The sequence below is a fragment of the Caballeronia sp. genome (assembly GCF_028292365.1).
In the GTDB taxonomy this organism is placed as follows: domain Bacteria; phylum Pseudomonadota; class Gammaproteobacteria; order Burkholderiales; family Burkholderiaceae; genus Caballeronia.
Genome location: NZ_JAQGMM010000504.1, coordinates 1 through 19,833, shown reverse-complemented (window position 1 = coordinate 19,833; position 19,833 = coordinate 1). Strand labels below are relative to the sequence as shown.

General features: G+C 60.6%; 16 protein-coding genes. 12 read left to right on the top strand and 4 right to left on the bottom strand.

The features are described 5' to 3' along the window. Window positions 1-877 (top strand): DNA alkylation repair protein (locus JWR14_RS29440; RefSeq protein ID WP_299716217.1); only part of this gene is annotated, 877 nt, incomplete at its 5' end. An 18-nt stretch (window positions 878-895) separates the two neighbouring features. Here JWR14_RS29440 and JWR14_RS29435 read toward each other — a convergent pair. Beyond that, window positions 896-1,789, bottom strand: a complete 894-nt coding sequence (locus JWR14_RS29435) for a LysR family transcriptional regulator (protein ID WP_299716215.1) — start codon at window positions 1,787-1,789, stop codon at window positions 896-898. Between the two features lie 122 nt (window positions 1,790-1,911). Here JWR14_RS29435 and JWR14_RS29430 point away from each other — a divergent pair, with 122 nt between their 5' ends. Then, window positions 1,912-2,661 carry a sulfite exporter TauE/SafE family protein gene (locus JWR14_RS29430; RefSeq protein ID WP_299716212.1) on the top strand — a complete coding sequence of 250 codons (750 nt, stop codon included), beginning with the start codon at window positions 1,912-1,914 and terminating at the stop codon, window positions 2,659-2,661. A gap of 188 nt (window positions 2,662-2,849) precedes the next feature. Here JWR14_RS29430 and JWR14_RS29425 read toward each other — a convergent pair whose 3' ends face one another. The 3 genes from JWR14_RS29425 to mdeB all read right to left on the bottom strand — a co-directional run bounded on the left by JWR14_RS29425 (window position 2,850) and on the right by mdeB (window position 7,947). Next, on the bottom strand, window positions 2,850-4,196 hold the full coding sequence (locus JWR14_RS29425) for a pyridoxal-dependent decarboxylase (RefSeq protein WP_299716209.1): 1,347 nt from the start codon (window positions 4,194-4,196) through the stop codon (window positions 2,850-2,852). Window positions 4,197-4,338: 142 nt separating this feature from the next. After that, window positions 4,339-5,109, bottom strand: coding sequence for a helix-turn-helix transcriptional regulator (locus JWR14_RS29420; RefSeq protein ID WP_299716206.1), 771 nt, complete (start codon window positions 5,107-5,109; stop codon window positions 4,339-4,341). A 117-nt stretch (window positions 5,110-5,226) separates the two neighbouring features. Next, on the bottom strand, window positions 5,227-7,947 hold the full coding sequence (mdeB, locus tag JWR14_RS29415) for an alpha-ketoglutarate dehydrogenase (protein ID WP_299716203.1): 2,721 nt from the start codon (window positions 7,945-7,947) through the stop codon (window positions 5,227-5,229). A gap of 151 nt (window positions 7,948-8,098) precedes the next feature. Here mdeB and JWR14_RS29410 point away from each other — a divergent pair, with 151 nt between their 5' ends. The 10 genes from JWR14_RS29410 to JWR14_RS29365 all read left to right on the top strand — a co-directional run bounded on the left by JWR14_RS29410 (window position 8,099) and on the right by JWR14_RS29365 (window position 19,702). Beyond that, window positions 8,099-8,629 carry an Lrp/AsnC family transcriptional regulator gene (locus tag JWR14_RS29410; protein WP_299716200.1) on the top strand — a complete coding sequence of 177 codons (531 nt, stop codon included), beginning with the start codon at window positions 8,099-8,101 and terminating at the stop codon, window positions 8,627-8,629. A gap of 135 nt (window positions 8,630-8,764) precedes the next feature. After that, a complete protein-coding gene (locus JWR14_RS29405; protein ID WP_299716220.1) occupies window positions 8,765-9,016 on the top strand; it encodes a hypothetical protein in 252 nt (83 codons plus the stop codon). 350 nt (window positions 9,017-9,366) lie between these two features. After that, window positions 9,367-10,593 carry an MFS transporter gene (locus tag JWR14_RS29400; protein ID WP_299716197.1) on the top strand — a complete coding sequence of 409 codons (1,227 nt, stop codon included), beginning with the start codon at window positions 9,367-9,369 and terminating at the stop codon, window positions 10,591-10,593. 228 nt (window positions 10,594-10,821) lie between these two features. Further along, window positions 10,822-11,634, top strand: coding sequence for a TetR/AcrR family transcriptional regulator (locus JWR14_RS29395; RefSeq protein ID WP_299716194.1), 813 nt, complete (start codon window positions 10,822-10,824; stop codon window positions 11,632-11,634). Between the two features lie 120 nt (window positions 11,635-11,754). After that, on the top strand, window positions 11,755-14,259 hold the full coding sequence (locus tag JWR14_RS29390; protein WP_299716191.1) for an acyl-CoA dehydrogenase: 2,505 nt from the start codon (window positions 11,755-11,757) through the stop codon (window positions 14,257-14,259). Between the two features lie 52 nt (window positions 14,260-14,311). Beyond that, the gene (locus JWR14_RS29385; protein ID WP_299716188.1) at window positions 14,312-15,745 is read left to right on the top strand and encodes a 3-oxoacyl-ACP reductase; all 1,434 of its coding nucleotides are present in this window, start codon (window positions 14,312-14,314) and stop codon (window positions 15,743-15,745) included. Then, on the top strand, window positions 15,742-16,683 hold the full coding sequence (locus JWR14_RS29380; protein ID WP_299716185.1) for a MaoC/PaaZ C-terminal domain-containing protein: 942 nt from the start codon (window positions 15,742-15,744) through the stop codon (window positions 16,681-16,683). Before JWR14_RS29385 ends, JWR14_RS29380 begins: the two co-directional genes overlap by 4 nt. A gap of 103 nt (window positions 16,684-16,786) precedes the next feature. Beyond that, complete coding sequence (locus tag JWR14_RS29375; protein ID WP_299716182.1) at window positions 16,787-18,100, top strand: acetyl-CoA C-acetyltransferase; 1,314 nt, start codon at window positions 16,787-16,789, stop codon at window positions 18,098-18,100. A 171-nt stretch (window positions 18,101-18,271) separates the two neighbouring features. After that, entirely contained in the window at window positions 18,272-19,267 is a 996-nt protein-coding gene (locus JWR14_RS29370) for a DUF1571 domain-containing protein (RefSeq protein ID WP_299716179.1), read from the top strand. A 195-nt stretch (window positions 19,268-19,462) separates the two neighbouring features. Beyond that, window positions 19,463-19,702 carry a hypothetical protein gene (locus tag JWR14_RS29365; protein WP_299716175.1) on the top strand — a complete coding sequence of 80 codons (240 nt, stop codon included), beginning with the start codon at window positions 19,463-19,465 and terminating at the stop codon, window positions 19,700-19,702. Window positions 19,703-19,833 lie beyond the last annotated feature (131 nt).

The following is a 19,833-nucleotide window of genomic DNA, read 5'->3' as shown; positions in this document are numbered from 1 at the left end:
GGTTCTTCGTGCGCTGGCACTGCGTATCGAACCGGGGTTCTCCACGCTGGTCCTTCCCGATTACGTCGGTCAATACGGCCTCGACGATTTCGACGTATCGATGGACGCGCTCAAGACTTTCACTGCCCTCGGCTCATCAGAGTTCGCGGTGCGCGAATTCCTGCGCAAGGATTTGAAGCGAGCGCTTGCCATCATGAAAGTCTGGTCACGCGATGACAGCGACGCCGTGCGGCGCCTCGCGAGTGAGGGAAGCCGTCCACGCTTGCCATGGTCTTTCCGGCTCGACGCAATCCTGGCAGATCCTTCACTGGCTGCGCCGATTCTTGAAAACCTGCGCTCGGACGCGAGCCTCTATGTCCGCAAGTCGGTCGCCAATCATCTGAACGATGTGACCAAATCGCATCCTGAGTGGGTGCTGGACCGACTCGCGACGTGGCCGATCGAAAACGCTCACACGGCCTGGATTGCAAAGCGTGCGCTGCGCTCGCTGATCAAAGCCGGCAATGGCCGCGCATTGGCCGTGATCGGTGCGGGCGGCGTGCCCGATGTCAAGGTCAGCAAGTTCGCCGTGATGCCGCGCCAGGTTGCATTGGGCGAGCGTGTGACCTTGTCATTCGATCTTGCTTCCAGGAGCCCCGAAAGCCAGCGGCTTGTGATCGACTACAGGATGCATTACGTGAAGAAATCAGGCGTGACAGCCGCGAAAGTGTTCAAGCTCAAGGAGTTGACACTCGACGGCGGGCAAAAGGTAGGCATAGAGCGCACGCAGAACATTCGGGACTTCACCACGCGCGTGCATTACGCCGGGCGGCACGATGTCGAAATTCTGGTGAACGGGGTATGTCTCGCCAAGGGATATTTCGATCTGAGTTGCTGACGTTGACGCATCACCGGTTCACGCATCAGAGACCGCAACAAGCGCCTCAACCAGCGCGCGTTCCGGTCGCTGCAACGCCTCCAGATTGCGAACGCAGATCAGGAGCTGACGCGCAGCCCAAGGGTCGGTCAACTCCACCGTGTGCACGCCGGGCGACCCTCGATACCGCTTCGCGGCTGTCGCCGGCACGATCCCCAGACCCGCGCCCTGCTCGACCATGCAGCAGACGTTTTCAAAGGTCCGCACCCGCGCGCGAAAGTAAAACTGCTGCCCGGCGAACAGCGCCTGCTCGCCGAGATACTCCTGCAGCGCACTGCCGGCGCTCAGTCCGATGAAATCCTCCTCGACCACCTCTCTGAGCGCAACACGACGACGCCCGCAGAGCGCGTGATCTCGCGCGACGATCAGAACCAGTTTGTCGGTGGCGAACGGAAACGTCTGCAACGTCCCGTGCTCGACTGCATCGGAAACAATGCCTATCTCTGCGGAACCATTGAGGACCGCCTTAACGGTCTCGGTGCTCTGCCGCTCCTTCAAATCGATGTGCACGTTCGGGTTATGCCGAAGAAATCCAGCAAGGGGACGAGGCAGGAACTCCGTTGCCGCGGCGGTATTCGCCCACACCCGCACACGCGTTCTACGAGCCTCGGCGTGCTCCCCCAGTTCGCCCTCCATCCGTGCGACCTGGCCGAGTACCAGACGCGCGTGGTGCGCCAACGTGTCCCCTGCTGGCGTGGATTCGACGCCGCGGCGGCCTCGCTCCAGCAGGGGCAGGCCTAGTGCCTCTTCCATGCCGCGCAAACGGGCACTCGCGGACGGCAAGGACATATTCGCCTGAGCCGCGCCGTGCGTGATGCTGCCGGTTTCGAGGATGAACAGGAAAAGGCGCAGGTCGATCAGGTCGAAGCGCATGGCCAGGAAAATTTTGGTTGATCAGCCTTAGTTATACCCTAAGGCAGAGTACGCATCATCCGCATTGTGGCCTTGGCGAATCTGGGGAAAATAAGGGCAAGCAATTTCCCCGGGAAACATTGATGACCCCACCTGACACCGCGCGCTTCGCTGCCATTACGCTGACCTTCCTGATAGCCGGCACCGTAAAAGGCGTCACAGGCATGGGCCTGCCTACCGTGGCCATGGGGGTGCTCGGAGCACTCATGCTACCGGCCGAGGCCGCTGCCCTGCTGATCCTGCCGTCGTTCGTCACCAACGTCTGGCAGCTTGTTGCAGGTCCACGCCTCGGCGCGCTCGTCAGGCGCTTCTGGCCGATGATGGCGGGCATTGTGATCGGCACCGTGGCTGCGGCTTCGTTCATTGCCGGTAGCGGCGGCGTCTGGGCCGTGACCGGGCTCGGGGCGGCGCTGACGCTCTACGCGGTCTCCGGGTTGCTGTCCTGGCACTTCTCCGTGCCGCAACGGCATGAGCGGCGACTGTCTCCTCTGATTGGTGTGGTGACCGGTCTTGTCACGGGAGGAACCGGCGTTTTTGTCGTACCAGCCGTCCCCTATCTCCAAGCGCTCGACCTGAAAAAAGAAGATCTCGTTCAGGCGCTCGGACTATCATTTACGGTGTCGACCGTGGCATTGGCGATCGGGCTTGCTCGCGCAAGCGCGTTCACAACCGCCGATCTCGCCAGCTCGCTGCTCGCCGTCGTCCCTGCCTTGTTCGGTATGTGGATCGGTCAACTCATACGTGGCCATATCAGCCCCACGACCTTCCGCCGATGGTTCTTTATCTGCATGCTGGCGCTCGGTCTTCAACTGCTGTTACGGCATTTGATTTAAGCGTTGCGCCGGTGGCATGCCACCGGCGTCGACTCTTTGGGAGATCTGAACAATGCTCTCGCCACTACTCGAAACACTGGGCGCGCTGGCGGTATTGGCCAGCCTTGCAATCAAGCTTCGCACGTTTCTCGACCGGCGCCGTTAGCATCGGCGAACCGCGCCCAATCGTGCGACGAATGCAGTATTGTCTAACGCGGCTTTGCAAGTCCGCTCAACAATCGCACGAGCGCGTCCGCTTCATGTTCTGTCGTCCGCCAGGATGACACGCTGATCCGGAATGCCGGTCGCCCTTGCCAGACAGTCGCGCCAAACCACGCCTCGCCAGAAGCCTGGATCGCCTCACGGGCAGCAACGGTCAGTTCATCGGTCTGCGCGCGAACCAGGATCTGGTTCAGCGTGACGCGGTTCAGGATCTCGAATCCCTCCCGCTCCAGTCCGTCTGCAATGCGACGCGCCAGTGCGCAAAACTGGTCGACCATTGACGCCACGCCTTCACGTCCCAACGATCGCAACGCTGCCCACACCGGTATGCCCCGAGCCCGTCGCGAGAACTCGAGCGTCAGGTTCTTCTGGGCGTCTCTTGCGCCGCTCAAATACACCGCATCGCTGTTCATTGCAGCGGCGAGCGCTTCGCTATCGCGGCAGATTGCCATCGCGCAGTCATACGGCGTGTTCAGCGTTTTATGAGCGTCGGTGGTCCAGCTATCGGCTGCCTCAATTCCTTTCGTGAGTTCCGCATGCGAGGACGCACGCGCCCACATGCCGAACGCCGCATCCACATGAACCCATGCGCCCGCGGCCTTGGCCTTCGGAATGAGTATGTCGAAGGGATCGAACTCGCCTGTGTTGACCTCACCCGCCTGCAAACACAGGATGGTCATGTCATCCAGCGCAGGCAGGCGGTCAGGGTCCACCTGGCCGTAGTGGTTGACCGGCGCGAACAGTATCTTGTTCATGCCGAAACCAAGCAAACGAAGCGCCTTTTTCACGGTGATATGGACAAGCTCGGACACCACGACCTTGACCTCGGGTGCACCCATCAATCCGTCGTTGTCGAAGTCCCAGCCCTTGCGTGCGAGCAACGAGCGACGCGCGGCGGCAAGGCTGCTTATCGTGCAAGCCGTCGCACTCGTTCCGAATCCCACGGCACTTTCGCGAGGCAGGTTCAGTACGTCGAGCACCCAGCCAGCAGCGACTCGTTCGAGCGTGGCCGCAACCGGCGAATTATCGAATGACGATGCGCATTGGTCCCATGCCAGCATCAGTCGTTCTGCAGCGGCAGCGGCAGGCAACGACGCGCCAATCACGAAGCCGAAGTAACTAGGCCCGTTCGACGCAACCGTGCCGGGCGAACCGATATCGTCCAGCATGCGCAGCACGTCTTCCGGCGCATACCCGCGTGCCGGTAGCGGCTCGCTGAATGCAGCGAGCGCCTGCAGCGCAGCTTGATCGGGAAACACGCGGTGGACTGGAATGGCTTCGGTGTAGCGTCGGGCGCGGTCATCAGCTTCAGTCAGCAAGGTTAGCTCGTTCATGGGACTTTTCATCGAAGTATTAAGGGATGCGAAGGGGTGCACGCTTGTGGCCCAACATGTGTTGCGATGTCGACTGCCAGAATACCAGCGCAATCGGGCTTTTGCTGGCATCGGGCAAGCGGACTCCCGTACGCGCCGCAGGTTAGACGAAATATTGGGTCGGCGTCACGCCAAAGGTCCTGCGAAACATTGCTATGAACGCGCTGACGTTTTCGTAGCCAAGGTCGAGCGCAATGGTCGTGACAGCCACGCCCGATGCAAGCATTTCCAACGCCCGCATCAGACGCGCGCGTTGGCGCCATTCGGAAAAGCTGAACCCCGTCTCGTCGATAAACCGTCGGGTCAAGGTTCGCGTCGCCACGCCGCCCCAAGCGGCCCACTCCTCCAGCCGGCGGTTATCGGCGAGATCGTCTGCCAGCGCACGGGCGATCCGGAGCACACGCACATCACGTGGCATGGGCAAACCAAAGGCTTCACGCGGTGACGAGCGAATTTCATCGAGGATGACACCCGCCACGCGCATTTGCGCCGCGCTCAGCGTTTCGTCGTGCCAGGTTGCCGCGCGGCTCACGGCCTCGCGTAACAGACCGGAAGTGCGGATGGTGCAGGGCTCATTCGGGAGATCTGCACAGGTTTTTTCGCTGACATAGACGCTCCATCCGGCAAACGCGCCATGTGAACGAACCGAATGCGTGAGGTTGGGCGGAAGCCAGACTGCGTGGATCGCAGGCACGACCCATTGGCTGTCATCGGTTCCAACGGACAGCAACCCGCGAACCGCACCGAAGATCTGACCACGGGCGTGGCGATGAGATCCGGTGACACGCGCAGCATCGCCGGACAGCTCGACGGCGAACAGCACCGGGCCGTCGGCCAAATCAGTTTTTACAGGATCAAGAAGCGGAGCGGACATGGCCGGGAATCCCTCTGGAACGGCTCTTATACCGCAACGCTGGGACTGTGCACAATATTTCAGGCGCCAGTCAAGTGCGTCCGACCCTGCCCTTTATTCGCGTTCTCCGTCTACCTACTACCGTTGCCAGGGCGCGCCCAATGCCGACGCCACCTTCCCATACTGCTGCGACGCTTTGCGCACGATGGCGATATCGATCTCACCGTCGTCAGCCAGTGCTTTGAGCGCTGCAATCACAATGGAAGCGCGATCCACCTCGAAGAACTCGCGCAGTGCCTGACGCGTATCGCTGCGACCGAAGCCGTCGGTGCCGAGGGTCACATAGCGACGCGGCACGTAAGCGCGGATCAGCTCGGGCACAGCGCGAACGTAGTCCGTTGCAGCGATCACCGGACCGCGCGATGCAGAAAGCATGGTGCTCACATACGGCGCGGGGGCCGTCTCGCCGAGACGCGCAAACCTCTCAGACCCCATGCCGTCGCGCTGCAATTCAGTGAAGCTCGTGACGCTCCATACCGCCGCCTCAATGCCCCATTCGCCGCGCAACATCTGCTGCGCCGCGATGACCTCACCGAGAATCGCGCCGGCGCCAAGCAACTGCACCTGCGCCGTAGCGTCCGGTGCCGTCGCAAGCGGATACATGCCTTTGAGGATGCCCTCGCGCAGGGTCTCGATGTCGCCGCCGGGCACCGATGGCTGCGCGTAATTCTCGTTCATCACCGTAACGTAATAGAACACGTCGCGTTGGCGCTCGACCATTTCGCGCATCCCTTCGTCGACAATAGCCGCGACCTCATAAGCAAACGCGGGATCGTAGGCGCGGCAGTTCGGTATCGTCGATGCCACCAGATGGCTGCTGCCATCCTGATGCTGCAGCCCTTCGCCGCCAAGCGTGGTCTTGCCCGCGGTCGCGCCGATCAGGAACCCGCGTGCGCGCTGGTCCGCCGCCGCCCAGATGATGTCGCCAATGCGCTGAAAGCCGAACATCGAGTAGTAGATATAGAACGGCAGCATGGGCAGATCGTGCACGCTGTACGACGTCGCGGCGGCGATCCATGACGACATCGCGCCCGCTTCTGAAATGCCCTCTTCGAGAATTTGTCCTTTGGTATCCTCACGGTAATACAGCATGGAGCCAAGATCCTCCGGCTCGTACAACTGCCCAAGCGGCGAATAGATGCCGACTTGCCGGAACATGTTCGCCATGCCGAACGTACGCGCTTCATCGGCAACCACGGGCACCACGCGGGACCCAAGCGTTGCGTCCTTCATCAGCGTACCGAACATGCGCACGATCGCCATGGTGGTCGACATCTCCTTGCCTGCCGCATCGATTGCGAACTGACCCCAGGTTGTCATCGGCGGGACGATCAGCCCCTCCGATGACACTCTCCGCCTTCTGGGCAGATAGCCTCCAAGGTCTGCGCGTCGTGCATGCAGGTACTGCATCTCCGGACTGTTTTCCGCAGGTTTGTAGAACTTGACTGCCTCGACATCGGCATCCGACAGCGGCAGGCGAAAGCGATCGCGAAATGCCTTGAGGTCGTCGAAGCCAAGCTTCTTTTGCTGGTGTGTCGTCATCCTGCCCTGACCCGATGTACCCATGCCGAAGCCTTTCATCGTCTTGGCAAGGATCACGGTTGGCTGGCCTCGATGACTCAGCGCCTTCGCGTAGGCCGCGTGGAGTTTGCGCACGTCGTGGCCGCCACGGCGCAAGCCGTCGATATCCTCGTCGCTCAGATGCGAAGCCAATGCGGCGAGCTCAGGATTCTGGCCGAAGAAACGTTCGCGGTTATAACCACCATCGTTGGCCGAGAAGGTCTGGAACTGGCCATCGACCGTATGTGCGAATGCACGCAGCAACGCGTTTGTCTGATCGCGTGCGAAGAGTGCATCCCAGTCGGAACCCCACAGGACCTTGATCACGTTCCAGCCCGCGCCAATAAACTGCGCTTCGAGCTCATCGATAATGCGGCCGTTGCTGCGTACCGGACCGTCCAGCCGCTGCAGATTGCAATTGATGACGAACACCAGGTTGTCGAGTTGTTCGCGCGCAGCGAGCGATAACGCGCCAATCGATTCCGGCTCGTCCATCTCGCCATCGCCAAAGAAGCCCCACACCTTGCGGTCCTGGGTCTTTGCAAGGCCGCGGTTTTGCAGGTAACGCATGAAGCGCGCTTGATAGATCGAGTTGATCGGACCGATGCCCATCGAGCCCGTGGGGAACTGCCAGAAGTCCGGCATGAGCCATGGATGCGGATACGAACACAGCCCGGGTCCTGCTATCTCCTGCCGGTAATGCTCCAAATGCTCTTCGCTAAGAAAGCCTTCGAGGTACGCGCGGGCATAAACGCCTGGCGATGAATGCGGCTGGAAATAGACAAGATCGCCACCTGTGCCAACGCCCGCGTCCGGGGCGGCCGCACGGAAGAAATGGTTGAAACCCACTTCGAAGAGATCGGCCGCGGAGGCATAGCTCGCGATATGACCGCCAAGCTCACCGTAAGCCTTGTTAGCGCGCACGACCATCGCGAGCGCATTCCAGCGCAAGGCGCCAGCGAGCTTTTCCTCGATCTCCAGATTGCCCGGATAACGCGGCTGCTCTGCAACAGGAATGGTGTTGATATAGGGCGTGACACGCGCACGCGAGGACTCGATTCCCAGCGACAGCGCATGCTCGGCGAGGCGGTCATAAAGGTATTGCGCGCGATCCCGGCCAACGTGTTCGGTGACTGCGTCCAGCGCCTCCAGCCATTCGGCGGTCTCCTCGGGATCGCTGTCTTCGCGACCTCGGGATATCGACAGAATCTGTTCGCTTCCGCTGGATAAATCAGTCATGGCACGGCTCCGCATTGAATGGGGGAATAGCGTTGGCTTTCAATACAGCTTAGCTATTGCGCCGCAGAATGTGCCACTGATTTGCTTTTAATCAGGCTCAGGGATAGTGTATTTATTCCGCGTACGCCCATTTCTCCAGAATATTCGAGCTATGACCACATCGCCTAAACGGCTTGACCGCATTGACATCGGCATCCTGAACCAGTTGCAGCAGAATGCGCGCATCACTAATTCGGAACTGGCGCGGGCGGTGAACCTTTCGCAGACGCCATGTTTCAATCGGGTTCGTGCGCTCGAAAAGCTGGGGCTTTTTAAACAGCAAGTCACCTTGCTGAATCCGGAACCGCTGGGGCTTCGGATCAACGTGTTCATTCAGGTGAGCCTGACGAAACAGGATGAAGACGCGCTGCGGCGTTTCGAAGAGGCGATCGGCGAGCGGCCGGAGGTCATGGAGTGTTACCTGATGACCGGCGACGCGGATTACCTGCTGCGCGTGATGGTGCCGGATATCCAGGCGCTGCAGCGCTTCATCATTGAACGGCTCACCAAGATACCGGGCATCTCGAACATCCGTTCAAGCTTCGCGCTCAAGCAGGTGCGGTATAAGACGGCGCTGCCGCTGCCGCTGTCGGGGTTGACGTTGCATGAGCCTGACGAGAATGCCGATGCCGAGTGGAGTTAATAGCCTGCAATGCGGCCTTTGATGGCTCGTGAGCCGTTCCGTTGGCGTGGAAAGCGTATCGAATGGCATTGACGCCGCAGCGCGTCCGGTTGCCGCTCGCTAAAGTCGGAGGGTCAATCACACCAGGAGTACATGATGCGCGCTGCAGATATTCTTCCCGATCACCTCAACGAGGCCACGCTCAACGGCGTCACCATTCGCAAAGGCACCGTTGGTGCATTCCTCGCCAATGCGCGAGTCTGGCTTGATCCTTTAACGCCGGCGAACAAGCGTACAGCAGCGGAGAACGATATTGTCGACGCCCTGCCCGCATTGCGCGCACTCGGCTTGTTCGATTTACTGGAGGTTCGTGACCCCGGTTTACGGGCGCTGGTCGACTCACACTAACTCAACGAGCGCGCCAAAGACCCGCCGCGTAGCTATCGAGAACCTCGATGTCCGCGAGTGCACCGCGTTCATCTTCACGCCCATTTAATACAAAAATAATTCAATTAACTTTCATTTTCTTTAATTCATCGACTTAACCGAAAGCTACTCGATTGATGTATTGAACGGAAAACATCAGACCGTACCGGGGTTAATACCAGTTTGGCTGATCGCGGCGAGCATTGAATTAAACAGCGGCGTACACTCCAACCTGCCGACACCAGCCGAGCGCCTTATCCGGCGCGGCGCACGAGAAGGCCTCGGTCACGTCGTCATGATGAATCAATTACGCGAATGGGGAGATTACGGTAATGAGCTGGACGCGAGAACAAAGAAACGTGACGATAGCGGCCTATTTAGGCTGGACACTCGATGCCTTCGATTTCTTTCTAATGGTTTTCATATTGAAAGATATCGCGACTGAATTTAATACGAAGATTCCGGCAGTCGCTTTAGGCATTACCCTGACACTCGCGATGCGGCCTATTGGAGCGCTGATCTTCGGTCGTCTCGCCGATAAATACGGCCGGCGTCCAACCCTGATGGTCAATATCGCCATCTATTCGCTGCTCGAATTGCTGTCGGGATTCTCACCGAACCTTTTTACGCTGCTCGTGTTGCGCTCGCTGTTCGGTATTGCAATGGGCGGCGAATGGGGCGTGGGCTCAGCCCTCACCATGGAAACCGTGCCGACCAAAGCGCGCGGCTTCGTCTCGGGCCTTTTACAAGCGGGTTATCCGAGCGGATATCTGCTGGCCTCCATTGTGTTCGGTGTCGCGTATCAATACGTTGGCTGGCGCGGCATGTTCTTCATTGGCGTGGCGCCCGCATTACTGGTTTTATATGTGCGCGCACACGTGCCCGAATCGCCGGCCTGGAAGGCCATGGAGAAAAAACCGCGGCCCGGCTTGCTGAAGACGCTCAAGCAGAACTGGCAGTTGTCCATCTATGCCATTGTCTTGATGACCGCGTTTAACTTCTTCTCGCACGGCACCCAGGATCTTTATCCGACCTTCCTGCGCGAACAGCATCACTTCGATCCGCACACAGTCGCGCTCATTACGATTGTTCTGAATATCGGGGCAATCTGCGGCGGGCTGTTCTTCGGGTCCATGTCGGAGAAAATCGGGCGCCGCTGGGCAATCTTTATTGCCTCTCTGATCGCGTTGCCAGTATTGCCGCTCTGGGCGTTCTCGAGTGGCCCGGTAGCCCTGGCCGCCGGAGCGTTTCTGATGCAGATCTCCGTTCAAGGGGCCTGGGGGGTGATTCCGGTACACCTGAATGAGATTTCGCCCGACGAGATCCGCGCCACGTTTCCCGGACTTATTTATCAGTTGGGGAATCTGCTGGCGTCAGTCAACGCCACCATGCAAGCGTCGATCGCCATCAAGAACGGCAATAACTATGGACTCGCCATGGCGCTGGTCGGCGGCACGGTCGCCGTGGTGATCGCGGGGCTTATTTTCTTTAGCCGCGAACGGCGAGGTATAGACATGACCGAGTCCGCCAAGCATGTGGGGGCGACGAGTTCGGTTTAAGCGTTTTTATCCGATGGAGACGCGCTCGCGTCTCCATTTTTTCACTCGATTCAACTCTGTTCGCTCCCTCCCCCCGCACGATCGTTCTCTTTCTAGAGAGCATGCTCCATGAAATGGCTTGTCGATATCGCCAAAGCTTTTTATCTTGATTAGAACGCCCGTTTTAATTAAAGGCTTTACTCGACCATCCCCAGAATGTGGACCGCCGCAGCGGTCCCGGAGACGCTAGTGCCAACCCGTTCCACGCTCGCCGCATCCAGTCGCTCGTCATCACGTACGTCCGGCGATACGAAAACTCGTTTGCTCGACGCCGCCGAAGCGCTGTTCATTGACACCGGTTACGAAGGCATGTCGATGCGGCTCATCACCGCTCGCGCCGATGCCAACCTTGCCGCCGTGAACTATCACTTCGGCGGCAAGGACGCACTGATCCACGCGATGCTCACGCGTCGGCTCGACGGTCTTAACCAGAACCGCCTGGCGTTGCTCGAACGCTTCCAGTCCTCGCTGGGTCCGCAACTCACTTGCGAGCACATCCTCGGCGCGATGTTCATCCCGGCGCTACAGCAATCGCGTTGCGTCGAGAAAAGCGGCCCTGCTTTGCTGCGCCTCCTCGGCCGCGCTTACACCGATCCGTCGCCGTTCATCCGCAATTTTCTGCGCGGAATTTATGCGGATGTTGCCGAGCGCTTCTTCGACGCGTTTCAAACGGTCCTGCCGCATTTGCCTCGCGAGGAACTTGGGTGGCGGCTGCACTTTTGCATCGGCTCGCTCAGCGGCATTCTCGCCGGGGCCGATACGAGTAGCCTTATCGCCGATTTCACGCAGGGCCAGCGTCTGGAGGACTCGCAATTAATCGGCCGCCTCGCACTCGTCATGGTGGCCGCGCTCAAAGCGCCTCTGTCTCCGCCAAACGGTGCCTGCCCATTCGCCTCCATGTTCGCCGAGCGCGAACCGGTTTCAAATAGCGCGTTGTCCGCGAACCCTTTGAGCTCAAGTCAGTGCGCGCACGATACCGCATCGCAACATGCGACCGCCTGAATCACGCACGTTGAAGAGGAATGCGCCGGGTATGTAATCTGCTGAACAATAAGCTGCCGATGCACGCCGCCTCCATGCCGTTCCAGCGCACACTATCGAACAACAACAGGAGAGGTCGTCATGACAGCCAGCTTCGTGGTCGCACTGTTTATCGTGAGCGGCACTTTGCTGTATATGCAAGCGCCTGCCACCGCGTGGCTCGCATGGACAGTGGTCTGGGTGGCTATCGGCTGGTTTGCGGGAGTGACCGGGCCGGTCGTGACCACGCTCCTTGCGATCGTCTTCGTGCTGCCCGCGCTCCTGCTTGCCATCAAGCCGCTGCGCCGAGCACTGCTAACCAGACCCGTCTTCGATCTGTTCCGCAAGATCCTGCCGGAGATGTCGCCGACCGAACGCGATGCCATTGAAGCCGGCACGGTCTGGTGGGATGCATCGCTGTTCTCAGGACGCCCCGAATGGGACACGTTACTCGCACTCGGCGCACCGGTGCTCACGGCCGAAGAGCGCGCGTTCATCGATACCGAATGCACGCAACTCTGCGATCTCGCGAATGATTGGGAAACGACAGCGGTCTGGCAAGACCTGTCGCCGCAAACGTGGCAGTTCATCAAGTCGAACGGCTTCCTCGGCATGATCATTCCGAAGCAGTACGGCGGCAAGCAATTCTCCGCGTACGCGCATTCGCAAGTCATCATGAAACTCGCCACGCGCTGCTCCGCCGCAGCGGTTTCGGTGATGGTGCCCAACTCGCTCGGCCCCGCCGAACTGCTGATGCACTACGGCACCGAAGCGCAGAAAAACTACTATCTGCCGCGTCTCGCTCGCGGCGATGAAATCCCCTGCTTCGCGCTGACCAGTCCCTACGCGGGCTCGGACGCGGCGGCGATTCCCGATGTAGGTATCGTGTGCAAGGGGTTGCATGAGGGCCGCGAGACGCTCGGTTTTCGCGTGACATGGGAGAAGCGCTACATCACGCTCGGGCCGATCGCGACGGTCCTCGGCCTCGCGTTTCGCGCGCTCGATCCCGATCATCTGCTTGGGGTCGCTGACGAAGCCGGGATCACTTGCGCGCTCATCCCGACGAATCATCCTGGCGTGAATATCGGCCGCCGCCACTGGCCCCTGAACGCGGTGTTCCAGAACGGCCCGAACTGGGGCAACGATGTCTTCATCCCGCTCGACTGGGTGATCGGCGGGCGCGAACAGGTTGGCAACGGCTGGCGCATGCTGATGGAATGTCTCGCAGCGGGACGCGCCATTTCGTTGCCGTCATCGAACGTGGGCATGGCGAAGCTGGCCGTGCGCGGCACCGGCGCGTATTCGGCAGTGCGCCGGCAGTTCCGTACCGCCATCGGCAAGTTTGAAGGCGTGCAGGAAGCGCTGGGGCGCATGGGCGGCAACCTGTATGTGATGGACGCGGCACGCCGCTTGTCCGCACAAGGCGTTGATCTTGGCGAGAAACCGTCGGTGATTTCGGCGATCGCGAAATATCACATCACCGAACGCGCGCGCAAAGTGATCAACGACGGCATGGACGTGGTCGCGGGCAAGGGCATCTGCATGGGGCCATCGAATTTCCTCGCCCGTGCTTACCAGCAAGTGCCCATCTCGATCACGGTGGAAGGCGCGAACATCCTCACGCGTTGCCTCATCATCTTTGGTCAAGGCGCGATCCGCTGTCATCCGTATGTGCTGAAAGAGATGACCGCTACGCGCAATGCCGACCGCGCCCAAGGCCTGCGTGATTTTGACAACGCCTTCTTCGGTCACGCGAACTTCACCGCATCGAATGCGGTGCGCAGCTTCGTGTTCGCGTTGGGCGGCAGCGCGCTGATCCCCAAGCCGACGCGCGCCGACGCGCGGCTTGTGCCTTACTATCGCGCGGCCACTCGCCTCGCCACGGCATTCGCACTGCTCGCAGACGTCTCGATGTTCGCGCTCGGCGGCGAACTGAAGCGACGTGAACGCCTGTCGGCAAGACTCGGCGATATCCTCTCGCAGCTCTACCTGATCTCGGCCACGCTGAAGCGCTTCGAAGACGATGGCCGCCCTGACGCCGATCTTCCGCTCGTGCGCTGGGGTGTCGAAGATGCGCTGCATCAAGCGCAAACGGCCTTCGAAGGCGTGCTTTCCAACTATCCGAAACCGCTCGCAGCAGGCTTCGTGCGCGTGCTCGCGTTTCCTTTCGGCATGCCGCATCGCGTGCCGGGAGACCGGTTGGGAACGGCTATCGCCGAGTTGATGACCACGCCCAGTGACGCTCGCGAACGTCTGATTGCGGACTCGTACGCGCCGCCCGTGCATATCGATCCGCTCGGTTACGGCGAGTTGATGTTCGCGCTCAGTCCGCGTTATGCCGAGATCGAGCACAAGCTGCGCGATGCGGTCAAGGCCAGGCAGATCCCGCCGATGCCGCAAAACCTGCCTGATCTCGACGCGTGGGCTGCGACCTGCGAAATGCAGGGTTTGATCGATGCAAGCGAACGTCAGGTACTCTCCGATTACGCGCGTTACGGCGTGGAAGTCGTCAAGGTCGATGACTTCGGCGCGGATTTCGGTATGCTCGATGCATTGAAGAAACGCCAGGAGGCACTGGCGAACGAGCCCGAGGAAATCCATGCGTGATCTCGTGCGGGTCCTACTCCCAGGCAGACGCTAAACCGTTTTTCAGGCAGGCATGAAAGATCGCTATCTCGACTTCGTCAATTCCCCTTTCGGCGCGAGCGTTGCGCGTTCCATCGGCTTGCCTCAGCCCGAAGTCTTGCGGCGGCAAGCACAAGGCCGCGCGGAATTCGGCGGTATAGCAGCGATCGGAGCGGGTCCCTCGCCCACGCTATTCGAGCCGTTGATTACTCTGCTGACTTCGCTCGGCATGACGACCGTGGCCCACGAAAGTGCACTCGTGTCGTGGTTGCCCGTCGCGGCAAAACATGGCGCCATGAGCGGACGTTTCGAACCGCGCTCGCCGGGCGCGCCGCCGAACGACCGCGTGCAAGCGCTGATCTTCGACGCCACGGGTATAACCGACAGCACGCAACTGCATGCGCTTTACGGCTTCTTCCACGATGCAATCCGCTCGGTGGCGAAGAGCGGCCGTATCGTTGTACTGGGACTGCCACCCCAATTCTGTGCTTCGCCGCGTGCGTGGACCGCGCAACGCTCGCTCGAAGGCATGACGCGTTCGCTCGGCAAGGAAGCGCGTGGCGGCATCTCGTCGAACCTGCTTCAGATAGAACCGGGCGCCGATATTGAAGGGACATTACGTTTTCTGCTCTCGCCGCGCTCGGCGTATGTATCGGGGCAAGTTGTGCATGTCGATGCCACGCCAGCCACGCAGCCCACTGACTGGAACCAGCCGCTCGCGGGCAAACGTGCGCTTGTCACGGGCGCGGCACGCGGGATTGGTGCGGCGATCGCGCAAGTGCTGGCCGATCGCGGCGCGCACGTGATCGGGCTGGATGTCCCGCAGGCACAGGACGCGCTCGACCAGACCATGCTCGCGCTGGAAGATGCGTGGCCGTCGCAAGGGGCACACACGGCAATCGTCGCTGATATCGCCGCGCCCGACGCGCCCGCGACCATTGCGGCCGCGCTGCTGGCCGTGGGCGGTATCGATATCGTCGTACACAACGCCGGCATCACGCGCGACAAGACCATCGCGAAGATGACGGAGGCCGCGTGGGACAGCGTGATCGACGTGAACCTCTCGGCGCAGGAGCGCATAGACGACTTGCTGCTCGATCAGAACGTGCTGCATGCGGGCGGCCGGATCATCGGGGTTTCGTCGATCAGCGGTATTGCGGGCAATCTCGGCCAGACCAATTACGCGACCTCGAAGGCGGGCGTGATCGGTCGAGTGCAAAGCATGGCGGAACCGCTGCGCGCACGGGGCATCACGATCAACGCGGTGGCGCCGGGGTTCATCGAAACGCAGATGACCGCCCGCATCCCGCTGGGGCTTCGCGAAGCCGGACGACGCATGAATTCGATGAGCCAGGGCGGCCAGCCCGTGGATGTAGCGGAGACCATCGCGTGGCTCGCCAGTCCCGCGTCCGCCGGCATCACCGGCAATGTGGTGCGCGTGTGCGGACAAAGCCTGATCGGAGCATGACCATGGGCATGCCGCCTCTGTCAAACTCGCCATCAGGCTCATCATCAGGATCGACACGCATGCGCACGGTGATCCTCGATTCCCTGCCGCCACCCGCGAAACTCTATGGCCGTGCGCTGCAGGGCATTTTTAAACGGGCCGATGCGGTTGAGCAACTACCGCCGCTGCGCCTCGTGCGTCCGAGCGTGGCACTCGATCCCGAACTGATCGGCCGCTATGCACGCGTATGCGGTTTTATCCCCGAGCAAGGCGTGCCTGTCACCTTCCCCCACGTGATGGCGTTCCCACTGCACCTGATGCTGCTCACCGATCCCGCGTTTCCATGGCCGGCGATGGGTCTCGTGCATGTGTCGAACAGCGTGCGCTTGCGGCGCACGCTGCACTCGGGACAGGCATTGCGAATTGAAGTGGAAAGCGGCGATCTGGTGACGCACGACAAGGGTCAGGCGTTCACGCTGCATACGCGAATCTATCGCGGTGGGGAGGCGGTCTGGGATGCGGATAGCGTGTATCTGAAGCGCGGCATCACAGGTCAGGGTCGAGGTCTGGCTTCAGTTCCTCAAGCCGACACTACGCCGCCCGCGCTGGTCCGTGAAGCCCGATGGCAGCTTCCCGCACAACTCGGCCGCGACTATGCAAAAGCGTCCGGTGACTTCAACCCTATTCATCTGCACGCCCTTTTGGCGAAAGCATTCGGCTTCCGACGCGTCATCGCGCACGGCATGTGGACCCTCGGGCGCACGCTGGCGGCGTTGCAACCGTCGAAGCCACTCGAAGCCGCTAATGTGCAGGGCGACTTCAAGTCACCCATTTTCCTGCCCGCCGAAACCACGCTATGGACCGCAGCTTTGTCGACCACAGGACGCGACTTTGAAGTACGCGATCTGGCGGGTGAGCGATTGCATCTGCGCGGCCGCTTCGAGTGGGAACTGCCATGATTCTGGCCTGCGCTTTATACATAATCATACGGCGTTCTAAACAACTCACGCTGACTGAACCCGATCTTGAAGCGTCCATCGTATCCCTCGACGAGACCTCATCATGACTGTGAGCGCCCTTCCCGCCGTGCGTCGCGTAGCCATCCTAGGCAGCAACCGGATTCCGTTCGCCCGGTCCAATACGGCGTACTCGACGGCATCGAATCAGGACATGCTGACGTTCGCGCTGCAAGGGGTGATCGACCGATACGACCTGCACGGCCTGTGTCTCGGTGAAGTCGCGGCGGGTGCGGTGATCAAGCATTCACGCGACTTCAATCTCACGCGCGAGGCAGTGCTGTCCACCACGCTCGCCCGGGAAACGCCCGCCTACGACGTTAGTCAGGCATGCGGAACGGGCCTTGAAACCGCGATCCTGGTCGCGAACAAGATCGCGCTCGGGCAAATCGATGTGGGCATTGCAGGCGGCGTGGATACGACCTCGGACGCGCCTATTGGCGTGAACGAACGGATGCGCAAGATCCTGCTCGAAGCGAACCGCGGCAAGTCCGCGGCACAGCGCATGAGCGCGCTGGCGAAGCTACGGCCCGGCATGTTGCTCAAGCCCATGCTGCCGCGTAACAGCGAACCTCGCACGGGCCTTTCAATGGGCGAACATTGCGAACTGATGGCCAAGCGCTGGAAGATATCGCGCGAGGCGCAGGACGATCTGGCGCTAGACAGTCATCGAAAGCTGGCGGCGGCATACGAGCGCGGTTTTTTCAACGACCTGATGACGCCGTACAAAGGCCTTTCACGCGACAACATCCTGCGGCCGGATCTCACGCCGGAGCGGCTCGCTGCGCTGAAGCCCGTTTTCGACCGCGACGCCGGTACGCTGACGGCCGGTAATTCCACGCCGCTCACCGATGGCGCGTCGGCGGTGTTGCTGGCGTCTGAAGAATGGGCGGCCGCGCGCAACTTGCCCGTGCTCGCTTATCTCACGCTCTCGGCAACCGCAGCCGTCGATTTCTTCGACAAGAAAGAAGGTCTCCTGATGGCGCCAGCGTACGCGGTCCCGCGCTTGCTGGAACGAGCGGGACTGGCGCTACCGGACTTTGATTTCTACGAGATCCATGAAGCATTCGCGGCGCAAGTGTTGTGCACGCTCGCGGCTTGGGAAGACGAGGAATACTGCCGCACGCAACTCGGCCTGGACGGCCCGTTCGGCTCGATCGAGCGCGGCCGCATGAACCTCAACGGCGGATCACTGGCAACGGGTCATCCGTTTGCGGCGACCGGCGGACGGATCGTCGGGACGCTCGCCAAGATGCTGGCGATACCGGCGCAAACACCCGGCAACACACGGACCCGCCGCGGTCTCATCTCCATCTGCGCGGCGGGCGGCCAAGGCGTTGTTGCCATTCTTGAGCGCTGACGCAGGCGGCTGGCTAATAGTAAAACGCAATAAAAGCCCGATAACACACATTGCACCGGAATTTACGGTCTCCGTGATCCGTTCTAAGGTTCTAACAAACGGAAATTTGTTCGCCGTGAACTGCGCGACGAATCCGCAGCCAAAGCAAAATGAACGGACACGGAGAACTTCATGCATCGAGCACGAGCGCGCCGCCAATACCGCAAGCTGATCCGCGCACACGCCTGGATCCCTGGTCTGCTGGCTGCGCTCGCCCTGTCAGCCGTCACCATGCCCGCGAACGCACAGCAAGCAGCCAGCACCGCCACGGCTGCATTGCCTACGTCCGCAGCCACCTCCGCAGCCGGTCCGGCGCTCTCCGCCAATGCAACGAGTACACCGCCGAAGACGCCCGCGGCGCAGGTCGGCAAACTTCCGCTCGACGGTCAGGTCCGCTGGCTGACCCACGCCGCGCGCAGCGGCATGCTCGCCAACATGAGCGACACGGCGCTGATTTCGTTGTTCAAATCGCTGGATCCGCTTGCGCTGCCGCGTTACCTGAAGAACGGCCCGAACGGTTATCCGTCGTATGAGTTCACCATGTTGCGGCGTGAACGTATCCACGGCATGTGGCCGACTGAGGCCGACCACATGCTGGTGCGCGTGACACGCGACCCGCTGCGGGTCTATGCAAAATGGCTGCCCGATGGCGGACACGCGGGCCAGGAGATTCTCTATGACGAAAGCGCGCGCCCCAACGAAATGTACGGCCATCTGGGCGGCCTGCTCAAAGTGATTGCGATCTGGACTTCACTCGATGGCTCGCTCGCGCGCTCGCAATCGCGGCATTCTGTCCGCGATCTGGGTACCGAATACCTCACGCAACAATTCCTGGCCGAGGGCAAGAAATTCGCCGACGCCGGCGTCACGCGCGCCAACAACATCGAAGTGAAAACGATCGATGGTGCCCGCGTGGTCGCGTTCACTTACGAAACCCCTTCAGGACAGCCCGACTTCTATGCAAAGAAGGAGATCCTCGGACTGGACCTGAGGCGGCCCTATTTCCGGACGGCAGAATCCTTCGACAACGACGGCAAGATTTTCGAAAGTATCGTGTTCCAGAACATCGCGCCGAAGACATTCGACGACGCGACGTTCAGCCCCAGGAATCCCGCTTACAATTTTTAACCTCATCAACCACAATTTTTAGCCTCGCCAATCGTCCTCATAGCAGGCGCACGCGTGGCGTTTGGTCTGTTTTAAGTTTCGCCTAAGAGTTGATCGATACCCTTGCCCAACTTTACGAAACTTCACGCGCTGCTGTAGGGTGCAATCGACGCGCTGCACGACACAAAGACAAAGCATTAACGAAAGGAGTTCGTCATGAACCTCCGCAACGCATCGGCTCCAGTACGGGCCATCAAACGATTACTCAGCCACCACGAAATCGCCGCGCTGCTGTTGCTGCTGCATGCGCCGATCGACGTGATGGCCGCGCCTCCCGACGTTGCCTCGCTGAGCGAATACGGCTACGTGGAGATGGTGTCGCCCACTCCGGGCGAGTCCAAGTTCCGCCTGACCGACGACGGCAATGCAGTGCTACGCGGGCTCGGTATCAAGTAAATTCGGCCAGGTTCACGCTTCCACCCCGCATCGCGATCTCTGGAATAATCGTTTGAGTGACGCTTTCCCTCAATCGAAAGGAGATTTGCAATGCCCGCTTCAACACCTGCTTCCCGTCCCAGACTTGCGCG

Excerpts from the sequence above, each read along its gene's own strand:
- JWR14_RS29435 (WP_299716215.1), bottom strand. The coding sequence starts at position 1,789 with ATGCGCTTCGACCTGATCGACCTGCGCCTTTTCCTGTTCATCCTCGAA.
- JWR14_RS29430 (WP_299716212.1), top strand. The coding sequence starts at position 1,912 with ATGACCCCACCTGACACCGCGCGCTTCGCTGCCATTACGCTGACCTTC.
- JWR14_RS29425 (WP_299716209.1), bottom strand. The coding sequence starts at position 4,196 with ATGAACGAGCTAACCTTGCTGACTGAAGCTGATGACCGCGCCCGACGC.
- JWR14_RS29420 (WP_299716206.1), bottom strand. The coding sequence starts at position 5,109 with ATGTCCGCTCCGCTTCTTGATCCTGTAAAAACTGATTTGGCCGACGGC.
- mdeB (WP_299716203.1), bottom strand. The coding sequence starts at position 7,947 with ATGACTGATTTATCCAGCGGAAGCGAACAGATTCTGTCGATATCCCGA.
- JWR14_RS29410 (WP_299716200.1), top strand. The coding sequence starts at position 8,099 with ATGACCACATCGCCTAAACGGCTTGACCGCATTGACATCGGCATCCTG.
- JWR14_RS29405 (WP_299716220.1), top strand. The coding sequence starts at position 8,765 with ATGCGCGCTGCAGATATTCTTCCCGATCACCTCAACGAGGCCACGCTC.
- JWR14_RS29400 (WP_299716197.1), top strand. The coding sequence starts at position 9,367 with ATGAGCTGGACGCGAGAACAAAGAAACGTGACGATAGCGGCCTATTTA.
- JWR14_RS29390 (WP_299716191.1), top strand. The coding sequence starts at position 11,755 with ATGACAGCCAGCTTCGTGGTCGCACTGTTTATCGTGAGCGGCACTTTG.
- JWR14_RS29385 (WP_299716188.1), top strand. The coding sequence starts at position 14,312 with ATGAAAGATCGCTATCTCGACTTCGTCAATTCCCCTTTCGGCGCGAGC.
- JWR14_RS29380 (WP_299716185.1), top strand. The coding sequence starts at position 15,742 with ATGACCATGGGCATGCCGCCTCTGTCAAACTCGCCATCAGGCTCATCA.
- JWR14_RS29375 (WP_299716182.1), top strand. The coding sequence starts at position 16,787 with ATGACTGTGAGCGCCCTTCCCGCCGTGCGTCGCGTAGCCATCCTAGGC.
- JWR14_RS29370 (WP_299716179.1), top strand. The coding sequence starts at position 18,272 with ATGCATCGAGCACGAGCGCGCCGCCAATACCGCAAGCTGATCCGCGCA.
- JWR14_RS29365 (WP_299716175.1), top strand. The coding sequence starts at position 19,463 with ATGAACCTCCGCAACGCATCGGCTCCAGTACGGGCCATCAAACGATTA.